This is a genomic window from Phenylobacterium sp. (assembly GCF_035309685.1).
In the GTDB taxonomy this organism is placed as follows: domain Bacteria; phylum Pseudomonadota; class Alphaproteobacteria; order Caulobacterales; family Caulobacteraceae; genus Phenylobacterium.
Map to the genome: position 1 here is coordinate 1 of NZ_DATGEX010000004.1, position 16108 is coordinate 16108.

Annotated in this window: 13 protein-coding genes; 10 read left to right on the forward strand and 3 right to left on the reverse strand. The window is 67.6% G+C overall.

Going from position 1 to position 16108, the window contains the following annotated elements; translation table 11 throughout:
- The 6 genes from VKQ35_RS00800 to VKQ35_RS00825 form a co-directional block, all read left to right on the forward strand.
- On the forward strand, nt 1-888 hold an 888-nt coding region (locus VKQ35_RS00800; protein WP_324358035.1), incomplete at its 5' end, for a potassium-transporting ATPase subunit KdpA.
- 109 nt (nt 889-997) lie between these two features.
- Nucleotides 998-2983: a potassium-transporting ATPase subunit KdpB gene (gene kdpB / locus VKQ35_RS00805; RefSeq protein WP_324358152.1), complete on the forward strand. Its 1986-nt coding sequence runs from the start codon at nt 998-1000 to the stop codon at nt 2981-2983.
- A gap of 41 nt (nt 2984-3024) precedes the next feature.
- Nucleotides 3025-3618 carry a potassium-transporting ATPase subunit KdpC gene (kdpC, locus tag VKQ35_RS00810; RefSeq protein ID WP_324358037.1) on the forward strand — a complete coding sequence of 198 codons (594 nt, stop codon included), beginning with the start codon at nt 3025-3027 and terminating at the stop codon, nt 3616-3618.
- A gap of 42 nt (nt 3619-3660) precedes the next feature.
- Nucleotides 3661-6351 carry a sensor histidine kinase KdpD gene (locus tag VKQ35_RS00815; RefSeq protein WP_324358039.1) on the forward strand — a complete coding sequence of 897 codons (2691 nt, stop codon included), beginning with the start codon at nt 3661-3663 and terminating at the stop codon, nt 6349-6351.
- Nucleotides 6348-7070 carry a response regulator gene (locus tag VKQ35_RS00820; RefSeq protein ID WP_324358041.1) on the forward strand — a complete coding sequence of 241 codons (723 nt, stop codon included), beginning with the start codon at nt 6348-6350 and terminating at the stop codon, nt 7068-7070. Before VKQ35_RS00815 ends, VKQ35_RS00820 begins: the two co-directional genes overlap by 4 nt.
- Nucleotides 7071-7272: 202 nt before the next feature.
- Nucleotides 7273-9693: a TonB-dependent receptor gene (locus VKQ35_RS00825; RefSeq protein ID WP_324358042.1), complete on the forward strand. Its 2421-nt coding sequence runs from the start codon at nt 7273-7275 to the stop codon at nt 9691-9693.
- Nucleotides 9694-9741: 48 nt separating this feature from the next.
- Here the strand turns inward: VKQ35_RS00825 and VKQ35_RS00830 are convergent, their stop codons facing one another.
- Nucleotides 9742-10185, reverse strand: coding sequence for a hypothetical protein (locus VKQ35_RS00830; RefSeq protein ID WP_324358043.1), 444 nt, complete (start codon nt 10183-10185; stop codon nt 9742-9744).
- Nucleotides 10186-10544: 359 nt separating this feature from the next.
- On the opposite strand from VKQ35_RS00830, the gene VKQ35_RS00835 reads away from it, so the two are divergent.
- Nucleotides 10545-11258, forward strand: coding sequence for a response regulator transcription factor (locus VKQ35_RS00835; protein WP_324358045.1), 714 nt, complete (start codon nt 10545-10547; stop codon nt 11256-11258).
- Between the two features lie 107 nt (nt 11259-11365).
- Here VKQ35_RS00835 and VKQ35_RS00840 read toward each other — a convergent pair whose 3' ends face one another.
- The gene (locus tag VKQ35_RS00840; RefSeq protein ID WP_324358047.1) at nt 11366-11773 is read right to left on the reverse strand and encodes a heavy metal-binding domain-containing protein; all 408 of its coding nucleotides are present in this window, start codon (nt 11771-11773) and stop codon (nt 11366-11368) included.
- Nucleotides 11774-12213: 440 nt separating this feature from the next.
- On the opposite strand from VKQ35_RS00840, the gene VKQ35_RS00845 reads away from it, so the two are divergent.
- The 3 genes from VKQ35_RS00845 to VKQ35_RS00855 all read left to right on the forward strand — a co-directional run bounded on the left by VKQ35_RS00845 (nt 12214) and on the right by VKQ35_RS00855 (nt 15183).
- The gene (locus VKQ35_RS00845; RefSeq protein ID WP_324358049.1) at nt 12214-13881 is read left to right on the forward strand and encodes an outer membrane beta-barrel protein; all 1668 of its coding nucleotides are present in this window, start codon (nt 12214-12216) and stop codon (nt 13879-13881) included.
- 44 nt (nt 13882-13925) lie between these two features.
- Complete coding sequence (locus VKQ35_RS00850; protein WP_324358051.1) at nt 13926-14579, forward strand: TetR-like C-terminal domain-containing protein; 654 nt, start codon at nt 13926-13928, stop codon at nt 14577-14579.
- A gap of 133 nt (nt 14580-14712) precedes the next feature.
- The gene (locus tag VKQ35_RS00855; protein WP_324358052.1) at nt 14713-15183 is read left to right on the forward strand and encodes a hypothetical protein; all 471 of its coding nucleotides are present in this window, start codon (nt 14713-14715) and stop codon (nt 15181-15183) included.
- A 4-nt stretch (nt 15184-15187) separates the two neighbouring features.
- Here the strand turns inward: VKQ35_RS00855 and VKQ35_RS00860 are convergent, their stop codons facing one another.
- The gene (locus VKQ35_RS00860) at nt 15188-16042 is read right to left on the reverse strand and encodes a DUF4118 domain-containing protein (protein WP_324358053.1); all 855 of its coding nucleotides are present in this window, start codon (nt 16040-16042) and stop codon (nt 15188-15190) included.
- Nucleotides 16043-16108: the final 66 nt, after the last annotated feature.

Genomic DNA, 16108 nt, shown 5'->3' on the forward strand with positions numbered 1-16108 from the left:
CGGATCGTGCTGGCCAAGCGCGACGCCCGCGCCCTGGTCGCGGTCATGGCGATCTTCATCTTCGTCGCTGCCTCGGTCGTCTATGTGGCCGAGACCCAGCCGGCGCCGGCCTTGGTGGCGGCCCGCGCCGATGCGTCGGTGAACATGGAAGGCAAGGAGGTCCGCTTCGGCGCGCCGTCCACCGCCATCTGGGTCGCGGCCACGACCGGCGCCTCCGACGGCGGCGTCAACGCCATGCACGACAGCTTCATGCCGCTGGCCGGCGGTATGGCGATGTTCATGATCCAACTGGGCGAGATCGTCCCCGGCGGCGTCGGCTCCGGCCTTTACGGCATGATTGTGCTGGCCTTGATCGCGGTCTTCGTGGCCGGGCTGATGGTCGGACGCACGCCGGAGTACCTCGGCAAGAAGGTGGAGGCCCGGGAGGTCAAGTACGCCATGCTGGCGGTGCTGATCCTGACGGTCTCGATCCTGGGCTTCGCCGGCGTCGCCGCGGTGGTTCCCGTGGCGCTGAAGGGCCTGGCCAATCCGGGTCCGCACGGCCTGTCGGAGATCCTCTACGCCTACTCCTCGGCGACGGGGAACAACGGCTCGGCCTTCGCGGGCCTCTCGGCCAACGTGCCCTATTGGAACGCGACGCTGGGCGTCGCCATGCTGCTGGGCCGCTTCGCCTACGCCATTCCGGTGCTGGCCATCGCCGGGTCCATGGCCATGAAGCCCAAGCTCGGGGCCACCGCCGGCACCTTCCCGACCGACGGGCCGCTGTTTATCGGCCTGCTGATCGGGGTGATCGTGATCATGGGCGGCCTGCAGTATTTCCCCGCCCTCGCCCTCGGCCCGATCGTCGAGCACTTCCAGGTGCTCCACGCCGTCGCCGCGGCCCACTGAACCCCCCGCTGAAAGCCTCAGGGCCCATCACATGACCAACGCAACCGCATCTCTGGGTGAGAACCGCCGCAAGGCCGCGACCCTCGTCGGCAGCTTCTCGGGCCCGATCATGGCCCGCGCGACCCGCGACTCCTTCGTCAAGCTGGATCCGCGCAAGCTGACCGGCAATCCGGTGATCTTTGCGACCTGGATCGTCGCGGTGCTCGCGACCATGTCCACGATCCTGGCGATCAAGGACGGCGGCGACTGGGCCTTCGCTCTGCAGATCGCGCTGTGGCTCTGGGCGACCGTCCTGTTCGCCAACCTCGCCGAGAGTGTCGCCGAGGGCCGCGGCAAGGCCGCCGCCGACAGCCTGCGGGCCACGCGGGTGACCACCAAGGCCAAGCTGCTGAACGCCGCCGGCGTGGTCGTGCTCACGCCGGCCAATGAGCTGAAGGTCGGCCAGGTGGTCCTGGTGGAGACCGGCGACGTCGTCCCCTCGGACGGCGAGATCGTCGAGGGCATCGCCTCGGTCAACGAGGCCGCCATCACCGGAGAAAGCGCCCCGGTGATCCGCGAGAGCGGCGGCGACCGCTCGGCCGTCACCGGCGGCACGACCGTCGTCAGCGACTGGCTGAAGATCCGCATCACCTCCGAAGCCGGCTCGACCTTCCTCGACCGGATGATCGCTATGGTGGAAGGCGCCGATCGCCGGAAGACCCCGAACGAAATCGCGTTGGCGGTGCTGCTGGCGGGCCTCACCCTGATCTTCCTGATCGCGGTGGTGACCCTGCTGGGCCTGGGGACCTATTCGGGCGTGAAGATCGACCCGATGGTGCTGGGCGCGCTGTTCATCTGCCTGATCCCGACGACGATCGGCGGCCTGCTGTCCGCCGTGGGCATCGCCGGCATGGACCGGCTCCTGAAGTTCAATGTGCTGGCCACGTCCGGCCGGGCGGTGGAGGCCGCGGGCGACGTCGACACCTTGCTGCTCGACAAGACCGGCACCATCACCTTCGGCAACCGCATGGCCACCGAGCTGATCCCGGCGCCGGGCGTGCGGCCCGAGATGATGCTGCGCGCGACCCTGCTCGCCTCGCTGGGCGATGAGACGCCGGAAGGCCGCTCGATCGTCGAACTGGCCCGCAACCAGGGCCTGGTGCTGGAGGCGCCGAAGGGCGCGACGGTCATTCCGTTCAGCGCCACCACCCGGCAATCCGGCCTCGACGCCGGCGGCGGCAAATGGCGCAAGGGCGCGGTCGATGCGGTGCTCAAGGACGCTGGGCTTGAAGCCAGCCAGGCGCCCGCCGAGTTCACCGCCGCGGTCGACCGCATCGCCCGCTCCGGCGGCACGCCGCTGGCGGTCTCGGAAGACGGGATCCTGTTCGGTGTGATCCACCTGAAGGACGTGGTGAAGCCGGGCGTCAAGGAACGCTTCGCCGACCTGCGCCGCATGGGCCTGCGCACGGTGATGATCACCGGCGACAATCCGGTCACCGCCGCGGCCATCGCGTCGGAAGCCGGGGTCGACGATTTCCTGGCCGAAGCGACGCCCGAGGACAAGCTGCGGCTGATGCGCGACGAGCAGGGCCGTGGCCGGCTGGTGGCCATGTGCGGCGACGGCGCCAACGATGCGCCCGCGCTGGCCCAGGCCGATGTCGGTGTGGCGATGCAGACGGGCGCGCAAGCAGCGCGCGAAGCGGGCAACATGGTCGACCTGGATTCTGACCCGACCAAGGTCATCGAGATCGTCGAGGTGGGTAAGCAGATGCTGATCACCCGCGGCGCCCTGACGACCTTCTCCATCGCCAACGACGTCGCCAAATATTTCGCGATCATCCCGGCGCTGTTCGTCGTCACCCTGCCGGCGCTCGGCGCGCTCAACATCATGGGGCTGCACAGTCCGAAGAGCGCGATCCTGTCGGCGGTGATCTTCAACGCCCTCGTCATCGTGGCCCTGATCCCGCTGGCGCTCCGCGGCGTTCGCTATCAGGCGATCGGCGCCGGCCGTCTCCTGCAGCGCAACCTGCTGATCTATGGCGTGGGGGGCGTCATCGTGCCGTTCGTCGGCATCAAGCTCATCGACCTCATCGTCTCCGGCGTGGGCTTGGCGTGACCGCGCCGTCCCGCCGCCCGCAGGCCCTTTAGGAACCCGCCATGTTCGCCCAGATCCGCCCGGCCATCGTCGCCACCCTGTTCTTCACCCTGTTGCTCGGGGTCATCTATCCGCTGGTCATCACCGGCATCGCCCATGTGGCCTTCCCGGCCCAGGCGGGCGGCAGCCTGATCCGCGACGCCAAGGGTGAGGTGATCGGCTCGTCGCTGATCGCTCAGAACTTCGCCAAGCCGCAGTACCTGCATCCGCGTCCCTCGGCGGCGGGCAACGACGGCTACGACGCCTCCAACTCGTCCGGCTCCAACCTCGGCCCGCTCAATCCCGATCTGGCCAAGCGCATCGCCAAGGACACGGCGGGTCTGCAGAGCGAAGGCCCGGGCCCGGTCCCGGCCGACGCCGTGACCACCTCCGGCTCTGGGCTGGACCCCGACATCTCGCCCGCCAACGCCAATCGTCAGGCGGCCCGGGTCGCCGCGGCCCGCGGTATTCCGGTGGGCGAGGTCGAGCGCGCGATCAGCGCCAACACCACCGGCGCCTGGCTGGGGATCTTCGGCCAGCCGCACGTCAACGTGCTAAAGACCAACCTCGCGCTCGACGCGGCGGCTCCGGCTCGGCCCACCCCGCCGGCCGGCTAGGCCCGGACGTCGAGATCCGGGCGCCCACATGCGGGAGTGGCGATGAACACCACGGACGAACCGCGCCGGCCTGACCCCGAGGCGCTCCTCGCCGCCGCAAACAAGGCGCGGCGCGGGCGCCTCAAGGTGTTTCTCGGCATGGCGCCGGGCGTGGGTAAGACCTACGAGATGCTGCGCACCGCACGGCGCCGCAAGGCCGAGGGCGATGATGTGGTGATCGGCGTCGTCGAGAGCCACGGCCGGCGCGAGACCGAAGCCCTGTTGCGCGGCCTTGAGGTGCTTCCGCGCAGGCCGATCGAATACAAGGCTCGGACTCTCATGGAGTTCGACATCGACGGCGCGCTCGCGCGCCGGCCGAAGCTGCTGATCGTCGATGAGTACGCTCACTCCAACGCCCCGGGCTCCCGCCATCCCAAGCGCTGGCAGGATGTCGAAGAGCTGCTGGGCGCCGGCATCGACATCTGGACGACGCTGAATGTCCAGCATCTGGAAAGCCTGGTCGACGTTGTCCTGCGCATCACCGGCGTGCGCCAGCGCGAGACCGTTCCGGACTCGGCGCTCTCTCGCGCGGACGATATCGAGCTCGTCGACATCACGCCGGACGAACTCCGCGAGCGGCTCGCCGACGGCAAGGTCTATGTGCCCGAGACCGCGAGGCTGGCCGCCGACAATTTCTTCAAACCTGAAAACCTGACTGCGCTGCGTGAACTGGCGCTGCGGCGTATGGCCCAGACGGTCGACGACCAGCTGATCGCCACCATGCGCGAGAAGGGCGTCGAGGGCCCGTGGGCGGCGGGCGAGCGCATCGTTGTCCTGGTCGGCGGCGACGCCATGGCCAGCGCGCTGGTGCGCACGGCGCGGCGCCTCTCGGACATGATGATGGACGCGCCGTGGACGGTCGCCCATGTCGAGCGCCCCAACCAGAAGGCCGCGTCGCCGGTGGCCCAGAGCCGCCTCAGCGAGGCTTTGAAACTGGCCGAGCAACTGGGCGGATCGACGGTCGTGCTGACCGGCGACGACGTGGTGGCCTCGGTGATGGCCTATGCGCGGCGCAACAACGTCACCCAGATCGTCATCGGCAAGTCGCGCGACAGCCGCCTGCGGGAACTGCTCGGCCGCACCCTGGCCACGGCGCTGCTGCGGCAGGCCCGCGGCGCCGCCGTCCATGTGGTCACCGAGCGTGGGGATGACGACGGCAAGGCTCCCCTGGTGGCCTTGCCGCCGTTCAGCCTGGCCGGCTGGCGCGGTCATGCCGGCGCGCTGGTCCTGGTCGCGCTGACCGGCGGCCTGGCCGGATTGCTCGACCAGTTCGCCACGGGCGCCAACCTGGCGATGATCTTCCTGCTGAGCGTCCTGGGCGCGGGCCTGGCGTTCGGCCTCTGGCCGGCGGTCACCGCCGCCGCCGCCGCGGCGCTCGCCTACAATTTCTTCTTCCTTGAGCCGCGACTGTCCTTCGTCATCGGCCATCCTACCGATGTGTTGACCTTCGCGGTGTTCTTCGTGGTGGCCATGACCACCGGTTGGCTCACGGGTCGCATCCGCGACCAGTCCCGCAGGACCTCGGCCCGTGCTTCGGCGATCGCCTCGCTTCTGGCGTCGAGCCGGCGGCTCTCGGGCTCGGCGACGCGCGACGACACCGCCCACGCGCTCGCCGACCAGATCTCCGCGGCCGGCAGCGCCAAGGCGATCGTGCTCTTGCCACAGGGCGAGGAGATCGTGCCGGTGGCCGGCGCGCCCGTGCTTGAAGACCTGGGCGCCGCCGCCATGGCCGCGGCGCGCTGGGCCTGGGAGAAGGGTGAGGCCGCCGGGTCCGGGACCGGAACCCTGCCGCAGACCAGCTGGACCTTCTGGCCGCTCCAGGGGGTCCGCAACAGGGTGGGCGTCGCCGGGGTCGAGGCCAACACTCTCACGCCCGGATCGGACGAGGAAAAGCTGGTCCTGGCCCTGCTTGACCAGGGCGCGGTGGCGCTGGAGCGCGCCGATCTGGCGCTCGCCGCCGTCGAGGCGGAGACCTTGCGGCGCTCGGACCGCTTCCGCGCTGCGCTCTTGAATTCCATCAGTCACGACCTGCGCACGCCGCTCTCGACGGTGCTGGGGTCGACCACCACCATGATCGAATATGGCGAGGGCATGCCTGCCGCCACGCGAGCCGATCTTCTGCAGAGCGTCCGTGAGGAGGCGGAACGCCTCAACCGCTACGTTGGCAACCTCCTGGACATGACGCGCCTTGAAGGCGGCGGCCTGAACATCCGCGAAGACTGGGTCGACGTGCGCGACGTCCTGGTCGGCGCCGCCGAACGCGTGTCCCGCCGGCTCGGCAAGCGACACATCGAGCGGGACTTCCCGACCGACCTGCCGCCGGTGCGACTCGACCCGAACCTTCTGGAGCAGGCGGTGGTCAATATCCTGGAGAACGCCATAGCCTACAGCCCCGACGATACCGCGATCGACCTGGCGGCCTACGAGGATCGCAACAACGTCGTCATCAGCATCGAGGACGAGGGCAAGGGCATCCCGACGGCGGAGCTGGAGCGGGTGTTTGAGAAATTCCGCCGCATGGAAGAGCCCACGGACCGGACCAAGGGCGCCGGCCTGGGCCTGTCGATCTCCAAGGGCTTCATCGAGTCCATGGGCGGGCGGATCGCCGCGGCCAGCCCGATCCATGGCGATCACGGCACCCGCGTGCTGATCAGCCTGCCGAAATCGCCGCAAAGGACCGAGGCCAACCCATGAGCGCGCATCACCCTCGTGTCCTGGTCATCGACGACGAGGCGCAGATCCACCGCTTCCTGCGGGCGGCGCTGGAGGCGGCCGGGTTCGAGCCCCTGCGCGCCGACACCGGCGCTGAGGGCCTTCGCGAGATTGCGCGCGCCGCGCCGGACGCGGTGGTCCTCGACCTAGGCCTGCCGGACATGGACGGCCGCCAGGTGCTGATCAAGGCGCGTGAATTCTACCACGAGCCGATCATCATCCTCTCGGCGCGCGACCGGGAAACCGAGAAGATCGACGCGCTCGACAACGGCGCCAACGACTATGTGGAGAAGCCGTTCGGCGTGGGCGAGCTGCTCGCCAGGTTGCGGGCGGCCTTGCGGCAACGCCTGCATGCGGGCGAGCCGCCGCCGCCGATCGTCAAGTCTGGGACGCTGACCATCGATTTTCCGCGCCGCCTGGTCACCAGGGGCGCCGATCTGGTCCACCTGTCGCCGAAGGAATACGACCTGCTCGCCAAGCTGGCGCAGAACGCCGGCAAGGTCATGCAGCACCGCGACCTGCTGATCTCGATCTGGGGGCCGGCGCACGCCGACGACACCCAGTATCTGCGCGTCTTCATCGGTCAGCTGCGGCAGAAGATCGAAAGCGATCCGTCCGAGCCGCAGGTCATCACGACCGAACCCGGGATCGGCTACCGCTTCGTCACCGACGACATGCTCCGGATCGCGCCCCAGGCCTGAACGCAGATGCCGGGCTCGCCTCCTTCCGGGATATTCATCGCCAACCGTGCGCCCAAACCCGCGTGGCTTGCCGTGCGCCGAGGGCATTGAGATCAGGCGCCTTATGTTCCGTTTATCAGTCCTTGCACGGACACGAATGGAACCCTGACGCACCCCCCTGATACCGCCGTATTGCACCGCAACATTGCGGTTGGGGAACGTCATGAATTCGCGCCGCAAAACCATCCTCGCCGTCCTGTTGAGCAGCACGGCGATCGCCTTCGCCCTGGCCGCGCACGCCGAACCCGCCGCCGGCGTCGAGGGCGGGGCCGCCGCGGGCGCCGCCGACGCATCGATGGTCGCCGAAGTGATCGTGACGGCGTCCAAGCGGGCCGGCACAGTGCAGGATACCCCGATCAGCATTTCGGCGGTGGGCGGCGGCGAACTACAGGCCCGCGGCATCACCAACTTCACCAATCTGGCTCAGTCCACGCCGAGCGTCTCGCTGAAGAGCGAGGGACCGGGCCAGACCGAGATCGAACTGCGTGGGATGACCTCGAGCGGGGGAAATTCGGCGACTGTCGGCTTCTATCTCGACGACATCCCGATGACCGCCCCCGCCGGCGCCCAGAACGGCAAGGTGGTGATCGACCCGACGCTCTATGACCTCAACCGCATCGAGGTCCTGCGGGGCCCGCAAGGTACGCTCTACGGCTCGGGATCCATGGGGGGCACGGTCAGGCTGATCACCAGTCAACCCGACCCGACCGGCTTCCACGCCTCGGCTCAGACCATCCTGTCGGATACCGAGGGCGGCGGGTTCAACCACACGGTCAACGGGATGATCAACATCCCGCTGGTGCAGGACAAGCTGGCCCTGCGTCTGGTGGGCACCGAGGCCTATACGAGCGGCTGGATCGACAGGATCGTGGCGGCGCCCGGCGCGTTCCCGCTGGTGAGCACAGACGGCTCGACGCGCGGCAATGTCCAAGCGGCTCCAATGCAAAAGGACTACAAGGGCGTCAACGACGATCAGGCCTATGCGGTGCGGGCTACCTTGCTCTGGGCTCCGACCGATCGACTCTCCATCACGCCGTCCTTCTTCTATCAGACCAGCAAGCAGAACGGGATCAGCGCCTACGACAGCGATCCGGGGACGCAGGCGCACTATCAGCCATTCGATATCGCCGAACCCTTGACCGACAGCATTGCGGTCTTCGCCCTCAATCTGAACTACAGCTTCGACGCCTTCGAGGTGACCTCCAGCACGGCGCAATGGAATCGCAAGTCGACGCAGGTCGAGGACGCCAGCGAGGACTTCAACAATCCGGACACCGGCGCGACCTTCGCCTCCAATAACGGCTTGCCGAATCCTGGGTACTATGGGCCCACCGGATCGGGGATGGTTTCCGGCAAGGAGGACGACACATCCGAGCAGCTCAGCGAGGAACTGCGCTTCGCCTCGAAGGGGGGCGGCAAGTTCAAGTGGGTCGCCGGGCTGTTCTACAGCAACTTCAAGGCCGACTGGCAGTTCGACGGGATCACCTCCAACCCTTCAGCCTACCTGGACCTGGGCACGTTCGCGCCGGCCACGACGACCCAGTGGTTCATCGCCCGGTCGCCGACCCACCTGATCCAATATGCGGTGTTCGGGGAGGGGACCTACGACATCACCGACCAGCTCAAGGCGACGGTCGGTCTGCGCTGGTACAGCTATGACTATCGCTTCTCGTCGTCGATCAGCGGCTGGGGCTCGGGCCTTGGGGCCGCAACGCCTTCGGACTCCGGCCTGATCCGCCAATCCGAGAACGGCTTCAATCCGAAGTTCAACCTGTCCTACGAGTTCGACAGCGACCTGATGGTCTATGGCACCATCGCCAAGGGCTTCCGCCCCGGCGGCGGCAACGCCGTCTATCCGGTGACCGGCCCCTATTGGAGCGCGGTATTCGCCCCCTACAATTTCCCGGGCGGCAAATGGCCGACCAGCTACCAGCCGGATTCGGTCTGGAGCTACGAGCTCGGCGAAAAGGCGCGGTTCTTCGACCGCCGCCTGATCGTCAACGCCAGCGTCTACTACGAAGACTGGGAGAATATTCAGCTCGAGGCGCTCCCCGGCGACTGGGCCCTCAACATCAATGGCAACAAGGCGACCATCTACGGCGGCGAGATTGAGACGCGCGCCATCCTTGGCGGCGGTTTCCAAATGGACGCCTCACTCGGCCTGACCCATGCCTGGGTGGATCCGGGCCCTCACTGGCAGCTGACGCCGACCCACAAGCTTTCGGACGTGGCGCCGGTGAACGCCAATGTCGGCCTCAGCTATTCGAAGGAGTTGACGCCCAAATATACCCTGACAGCGCGGGTGGAGGACGCCTACGTCGGGCAGCGCTACTCGCTGGCCTTCCCCTTCGGATTCTCGTTGAACGGAGAGTACATCCCCCTGCCGGGCTACAACCTGGCCAACGCGCGCGTGGGCGTGCAGTCGACCGACGGATGGGGCGCGTCGCTGTTCGTCAACAACCTGTTCAACAAGCACGCCCAATTGGAGAGTCTGTTCCAGGAGGCGCTGCCCAGCGCAGCTTTCAACCGGATCGTCACCAACCAGCCGTTCACGGCTGGCGTAGACCTGACCTACCGCTTCTAGGTGAGGGCGCGCGCGGTTCCGCTCGTCGGGGTCTCGCACGCGGGTCCGTCAGGCCGCCTTGCACATCGCCAGGCTGCGGCGGCGCGCGATCACCAGCCCGCGGTGGGCGCCGGTGAGCCGCCGCTCGGTGGCGAATCCGGCCTGGTCCAGCAGCCACTCGATCCCGAGCGCGCAGCCTTCGGATTCCAGGCGGTGGCGGAAGATGAAGACGCCGCCCGGCCGCACCTGGCGGCCGACGGCCAGCAGGCGTTTCAGGGCGATCTCGTCACAGGTGTGGGTCACAAGGATGGCGTCGGGCTCCTGGCGCGGCGCGTCCGCACCCGCCCAGCCGTAGCCGACGTGATCGTAGCCGTGCCGGCGAAGCCACAGCAGGGCGACGAGCGCGCCCTCGCCGGTGACCCGGATGATGCTGGATTGCGTAAGACCGGCAGCGTCGAGGAGTGCGGTGACAGCGGCGGTGCGGGAGAGGGGGTACGCTACGGATTTCGGCATGGACGCCCTCGACCGATGGAGCCGAGCTCCCATTGTCCCGATTGTCCCACGCGGGCGCGTAAGGCCTCCATTCGGATCGGCGGGTTCGCCATAAGCGAGAGATCAAGACGGCGCCGAAATCGCATCATCAGCGGGTGTTCGGAGCGCGGGCCGGACGCATAGGCCTCAGGCGCTGCGATTCTCGCGTGGCGCCTCTTTATGAAACGCTGATCCACTTTGCGCGGATTCCGAATGGTTCCCTTAGGCGCGCGCGCCGTATCACAGACCTGATGATGGAATTCGAGGTTGGCCTGTGAGGGCGGTCGTCAATCTCGTCGGACGCGGCCGGCTCGCAGCCGGCGCGAGGCAGTCGGCGGCGCATGCATAGGCTTCGGGTCCTGATCGTCGACGACGAACCGCAGATCCACCGGTTCCTGGGCCCTGCGCTGCATGCCGCCGGCTACGAAGCCGCTCGAGCCGATACGGGCCGCCAGGCCCTGGCGGAAATCGCCCGACGCCCACCGGATGCTGTGGTGCTCGATCTCGGTCTGCCCGACCTCGATGGGCAGGAGGTGCTCCGCAAGGCGCGCGATTTCTACGAAGGGCCGATCCTCATCCTGTCGGCCCGCGACCGGGAGATGGAGAAGATCGAAGCTTTCGACGCCGGCGCCGACGACTATGTCGAAAAGCCGTTCCGGGTGGGCGAACTGCTGGCCCGCCTGCGGGTCATCATCCGCCGCCAGGCGCGCCAGACCGACGCCCCGCCGGCGATCGTGCAGGCGGGCGACCTGACCATCGACGTCCGCCGCCGCCTGGTCACCCGGGCGGGTGAGCCGGTTCACCTGTCGCCGAAGGAATATGAACTGCTGATCAAGCTCGCCGAGGCGGATGGCAAGGTGCTGACGCACAAGGAGCTGCTGATCTCGCTCTGGGGGCCGGCGCACGGCGAGGATATGCAGTACCTGAGGGTGTTCATCGGCCAGCTGCGCCAGAAGATCGAAGCCGACCCGGCCGAGCCCAAGCTGATCTACACCCTGCCGGGCATCGGCTACCGATTGATGATCGACGAGGCGATCCGGCCCGCGGGCGCCTAGCCTCCCGTCGCGCCGGGGATTTGAGAAAATACCCGGTGTGGCGAGCATGGGGCTCGCCACACCGGTCCCAGACCGCGCCGGAGGGGAGGGCGCGGCCGGTGCGCGGGCTAGTTGGGAGCGGCCGCCACTTGGGGCGCGGCACGCCCGGGGCCGCTCAGCACCGCGGCATCGCCCCTGGCTACCGTCCGGTAGAGGCAGGGGTTGGGCATGCCGTTCTTGATGTCGCGCTGGTAGGCTTGGCCGACGTCGACCCGGACGTTGATCAGTCCGTTGGCGCCCATGGCGGAGGCCTTCTGGCTCAGTCGCGCCAATGCCGCGGAGCGCGCCTCCGTCGAGTCCGTCCGGCACTCCCGCACCCGCACCGAACCGATCACACGGCTCGCCGGCGGCGCGGCGGCGGCCACCTCGTAGATCGGCAGATTGGTCATCTGCGCCGCGAGCGCGGGTGCGGCGAGCGACCAGGATCCGCCCAGCAGAGCCGCAGCGGCGGCGCAAAGCTTCATGTCGAAACGCACGTCTGAATTCCTTTTTGGCTGTCTAGGCCTCGTCAGTTTGAGGCTTATCCGAAAACCCATAATGGGCTGTAATTGCCCACTATGTAGTCTCCGATAAATGGCGGAGCAACCCCAGGACCCGGCGCGGAAGAGTTTGACTATCATATTGTTTTATCGAGAAATATATGCCGATCCTTATGGCGTCCTTACGGAAAATCACCAAAGCCTCATTGTTCCCTGATGGGGCTGTCCCCTATCCATCCGGCACCAAAATGGGCTGATCAAGTCGTAAGCAAATTGGTTCCGGCCGCCTTCAGCGCGGCCTGGGTGAATCGAGGCGCTTCGCGGCCAAACACCGGCTGACGGCCAATCCGGTCCATCGGGGTGACGCCGGGATGCAACCCGGCTCCATCGACGCCGCCGGTCTGTTCGGCGGCGCTACTTCAGAGGCGTGAACATCGATGTTGAATCTAAGAGACGAGCCGAAGTCGCCGGTGCGGGCGGGACGGCGGCTGACGGCTGCGAGCATGGCCGCGCTTGGCCTGGCCGCGATGGCGTCGGGGGTGCGGGCCCAGTCGGCTGACGCCCCGACCACGACGGCGGGCGGAGACCCCAACTACACCGTCCAGGCAGTCGACAAGGCGATCGGGACCAACCCGGTCGAGCGCCTGTTCAAGTACTATGGCGCCGAGTGGGGCCAGGCTGCTGCGCCTGCCGATCCGAAAGCGCCCGCCTCGACGAAGGAGGGCTGGACGGCCCCGCCGCAAAGCGCGCCGCCCATGCCGTTCACCGACTGGCCTTATGGCGCCGCCACGCTGATCGGCAACAACCGCACCGCCTCGGTCGACAGTCCCCTGATGACGGCGATCGCGCACACAGGTCTCGGCGAGGCGATGAGCGCCGCCGGCATCCAGGCCTATGGCTGGGTGGACGTCGGCGGCAACCTCAGCACCAGCAGCCAGAAGTACGGCAACGCGCCCGCGGCCTACGACTTCAAGCCCAACTCAGCGCAGCTGGACCAGGCCGTGATCTATGTGGAACGCACGCCCGACACGGTGCAGACCGACCACGTCGACTGGGGCTTCCGGGTCTCCGCCATCTATGGCACCGACTACCGCTACACGACGGCCTATGGCGTCGCGAGCTACCAGTTCCTCAAGCACAACAACACCTACGGCTATGACTTCCCGATGGTCTACGGGGAGCTCTACTTCCCGCAGGTGGCGGACGGCCTGATGCTGCGCCTCGGGCGCTACATCTCGGTGCCCGATATCGAGGCCCAGCTCGCTCCCAACAACTACATGTATTCCCACTCGATGGGCTATTCCTTCGACAACTACACCAACGACGGACTGCAAGGGACGCTGGCGGTCAACAAGAACGTCATGCTGCAGCTGGGCGTGAACGTCGGCACCGAGGCGCCGCCTTGGCACGTGGGCGTGAAGATTCCCAATCCGGACCCCAATCCGCTGTACCCGGGAACGACGATGCTGAAGGATCCGGGCGCGAGGCCGTCTGTCACCGCCTGCGCGCGGTTCCAGACCGACACCGGACATGACGCTGCTTACTTCTGCGCCGACGCGATCAATAAAGGTGTCTGGGGTTACAATAACCTGCAGTGGTACGGCTTCACCTACTACCACAAGTTCAACGACAAAATGCACGTGTCCTTCGAGGCCTACAACACCTTCGAAGACAAGGTGCCGAACCTCAACAACCCGACCGCGGCGGCGGCGATCGCCAATGGCGGCACGCCGTTCTCGCCGCAATACGTCCCGTTCAACGCCCCGGACGCCGCCCAGTGTAAGAGCGCCACGGCGCTGACCTGCCGGTCGAACACCTACGCGGCCCTCGCCTATTGGAACTACCAGCCCACGCCGCGCGACAACATCTCACTGCGCACCGAATGGTTCGACGATACCGTCGGCCAGAGGACCGGGACCGCCGCCGTGTATGAGGATCTTGGCCTCGGCCTCCAGCACTGGCTGAGCCCGCAGATCGAACTGCGGCCGGAGATCACCTACTACTGGGCGAGCAAGACGGCCTTCAACGGCAACCCCTACACGGGGGTCGCGCCGGACAAGAAGACCGAGGCCGTCCTCTCCGGCGACATCATCTTCCACTTCTAGACGGCGACCGCCGTCCTCTCCCTGCAACGTCGAAAGGAGGAACCATGCGCGTGGATGGACGGCGGCGGAACAGCCGCGACGGGACGGAACTGCTCCGCGAACGCATCTTCAGTGTCGCCAACGCGATCGTTCGCCAGGAGGGCCTCTCGGCCCTGACCCTGGCGGCGATCGGGCGCGACCTGCACATGCGGCCGGAGACGATCCTGCGCTTTGTCCGCGACTTCGACGAGATTCGCGACGCGGTGACCGCCCGCGCTCAGACCGAGCTGGCCGAATTGGTCGAGGGCGCGATCGGCGGTCGCCGCGGGCGGCCGGCTCTGGAGGCCCTGTTCGACTCCCAACGGCTCTATGCCCAGGCGCAGCCGGGAATGTATGAGGCCGCCCTCATGCGGCCGGCCAGTTCGCGAGCCGGAAACATCCGCGAGCAGGACCCCTTGACCCGGGCCGAATGCGCCGTCCTGCGCGCCTGCGGTGTGACCGACCCTCAGGCCGAAACCCTGGCCTGGTGTTGCCGCGCCGCCGTGCACGGCGCGATCTGCCTGGAAGCCAGCGATCGGCGCAGCCGCCAACAGGAGATCGACGAGAGCTTCGATCGCCTGGTGGCGATCCTGGACGCGGCGGCGCGCGCGGCGGCGCGGGGCGAGGTGAGTGTTTCCGTCCAGCCGGAGCCGGAGACGCGGGTCCTCAGCCAAGGCTAAACTCAGCCCCGACCCACCGTTTCGCAGAGGCGGCGCGCGGACTCACGCCAACGGTGTGCGCCCTGGCCATATCGGTTGACGTCTGCCAAATGAGACCGGGGTTTGCAGGATCCGCGCCCCGGCCAGGTGAGACATGGACGACCCCACCGCAGACATCTCGGTGTTGAGCCGCCTGGAGCTTTATTTTTCCATTCGCCAGTTCACCCGAACGACCCGCCGCTTCGCGGAGATTTTCGGCTACGACTACGAGATGGTGATGATCTTCTTTGTGGTCGTCGAAGCCTGTTTCCAGGCCATCCTCAATCTGGGCGGCGCCGCCACCGACCGCGACGCGATCGAGCAGATCTACCTGGACTCCGCCGGCATGGGGGTCTCGCTCGCCGGGGTCGCTGACGCCTCCGGCATTCCCCGCGAGACCGTGCGCCGCAAGGTCAAGGCCCTGACCGACCTTGGCTATGTGGCGGTGTCCGAGAAGACCAAGAACCTCTACATCCCGATCTCGGCCTTCTTCGACCTGAACATCTTCGATGCGTTTCGGCTGTACGTCGCCGACATCGACCAGTTCGTCCGGACCCTGCAGTTCTACGCCAAGGACGCGCGTTGACCGTCTAGGCGCTGCGGCGGCGCTTCTCCCCCGGCGCGCCCGCGGCGGCGGCGGAGAGATAGGCGGCAACCAATTCCACTTGCCGGCCCGGGTCGCGCGGCCGGCCGCCGGACAGTCCTTGCAGTTTCACGCCCAGCACCAGGCGGTGGCTGGTCTGCACTGGCCAGAAGTCGAAGGCCGCCTGATCGAAGGGATAGGTCTCGCCGCGAGTCGCCTTGTCATTGGCGAGCGACCAGTGGGCGGCCTCCATATCGGCGGCGGAGGGTTGGGCGCCGCCGCCGGTGGCCGCCAGCCAGAGCTTGCCGGCCTTCTCGGCCAGCACCACAGCCGGCGCGTCGAAGATCTGGCTGAGCGCTGCGGCGGCGATCTTCAGCAGGGCGGTGGTCGGCTGGGCTTCGATCACCGCGTGGGCGAGGCGATGCAGGGCCTCGGCCTGTTCGGCGGCGCGGCGGTTCGCCAGCGCGCGGCCGCGGGACTGGGCGCCGACCGTGCTTGCGATCGCGGCCACCACCAACAGCAGGGCGAGCGCCCAAACGTCGGACGGACTGGCGACCCGGAACGTGAAGCGCGGCTCGATGAAGAAGAAGTCGTCGACGGCGACACTGAGCATGGCCGAGACCAGCGCCGGCCCCCAGCCGAAGCTGAGCGCGGCCACGATCACCGGCAGCACGAAGATCAGGGATAGATTGGGCGTCGCCACGAGGCGGTCGACGACGAACGCCACGATCCCGGCCGCTGCGACCAGGAGCACGCTCAGGCCGTAACCGAGCGCCGGCGACGTGCGCGCGGGCGGCCCGGCTCCGGCGTCTGAAACGTCCAGTTCAGGAGATACGATCGGGGCGGCGACATCGCTGGCCATGGAAGCGTCCTAAGTGGCCCAAAAGCCCGGACTTCTTAGCCGCTTCCGCATAAGGATTCGATGTGG

Excerpts from the sequence above, each read along its gene's own strand:
- kdpB (WP_324358152.1), top strand. The coding sequence starts at position 998 with ATGGCCCGCGCGACCCGCGACTCCTTCGTCAAGCTGGATCCGCGCAAG.
- kdpC (WP_324358037.1), top strand. The coding sequence starts at position 3,025 with ATGTTCGCCCAGATCCGCCCGGCCATCGTCGCCACCCTGTTCTTCACC.
- VKQ35_RS00815 (WP_324358039.1), top strand. The coding sequence starts at position 3,661 with ATGAACACCACGGACGAACCGCGCCGGCCTGACCCCGAGGCGCTCCTC.
- VKQ35_RS00820 (WP_324358041.1), top strand. The coding sequence starts at position 6,348 with ATGAGCGCGCATCACCCTCGTGTCCTGGTCATCGACGACGAGGCGCAG.
- VKQ35_RS00825 (WP_324358042.1), top strand. The coding sequence starts at position 7,273 with ATGAATTCGCGCCGCAAAACCATCCTCGCCGTCCTGTTGAGCAGCACG.
- VKQ35_RS00830 (WP_324358043.1), bottom strand. The coding sequence starts at position 10,185 with ATGCCGAAATCCGTAGCGTACCCCCTCTCCCGCACCGCCGCTGTCACC.
- VKQ35_RS00835 (WP_324358045.1), top strand. The coding sequence starts at position 10,545 with ATGCATAGGCTTCGGGTCCTGATCGTCGACGACGAACCGCAGATCCAC.
- VKQ35_RS00845 (WP_324358049.1), top strand. The coding sequence starts at position 12,214 with ATGTTGAATCTAAGAGACGAGCCGAAGTCGCCGGTGCGGGCGGGACGG.
- VKQ35_RS00850 (WP_324358051.1), top strand. The coding sequence starts at position 13,926 with ATGCGCGTGGATGGACGGCGGCGGAACAGCCGCGACGGGACGGAACTG.
- VKQ35_RS00855 (WP_324358052.1), top strand. The coding sequence starts at position 14,713 with ATGGACGACCCCACCGCAGACATCTCGGTGTTGAGCCGCCTGGAGCTT.
- VKQ35_RS00860 (WP_324358053.1), bottom strand. The coding sequence starts at position 16,042 with ATGGCCAGCGATGTCGCCGCCCCGATCGTATCTCCTGAACTGGACGTT.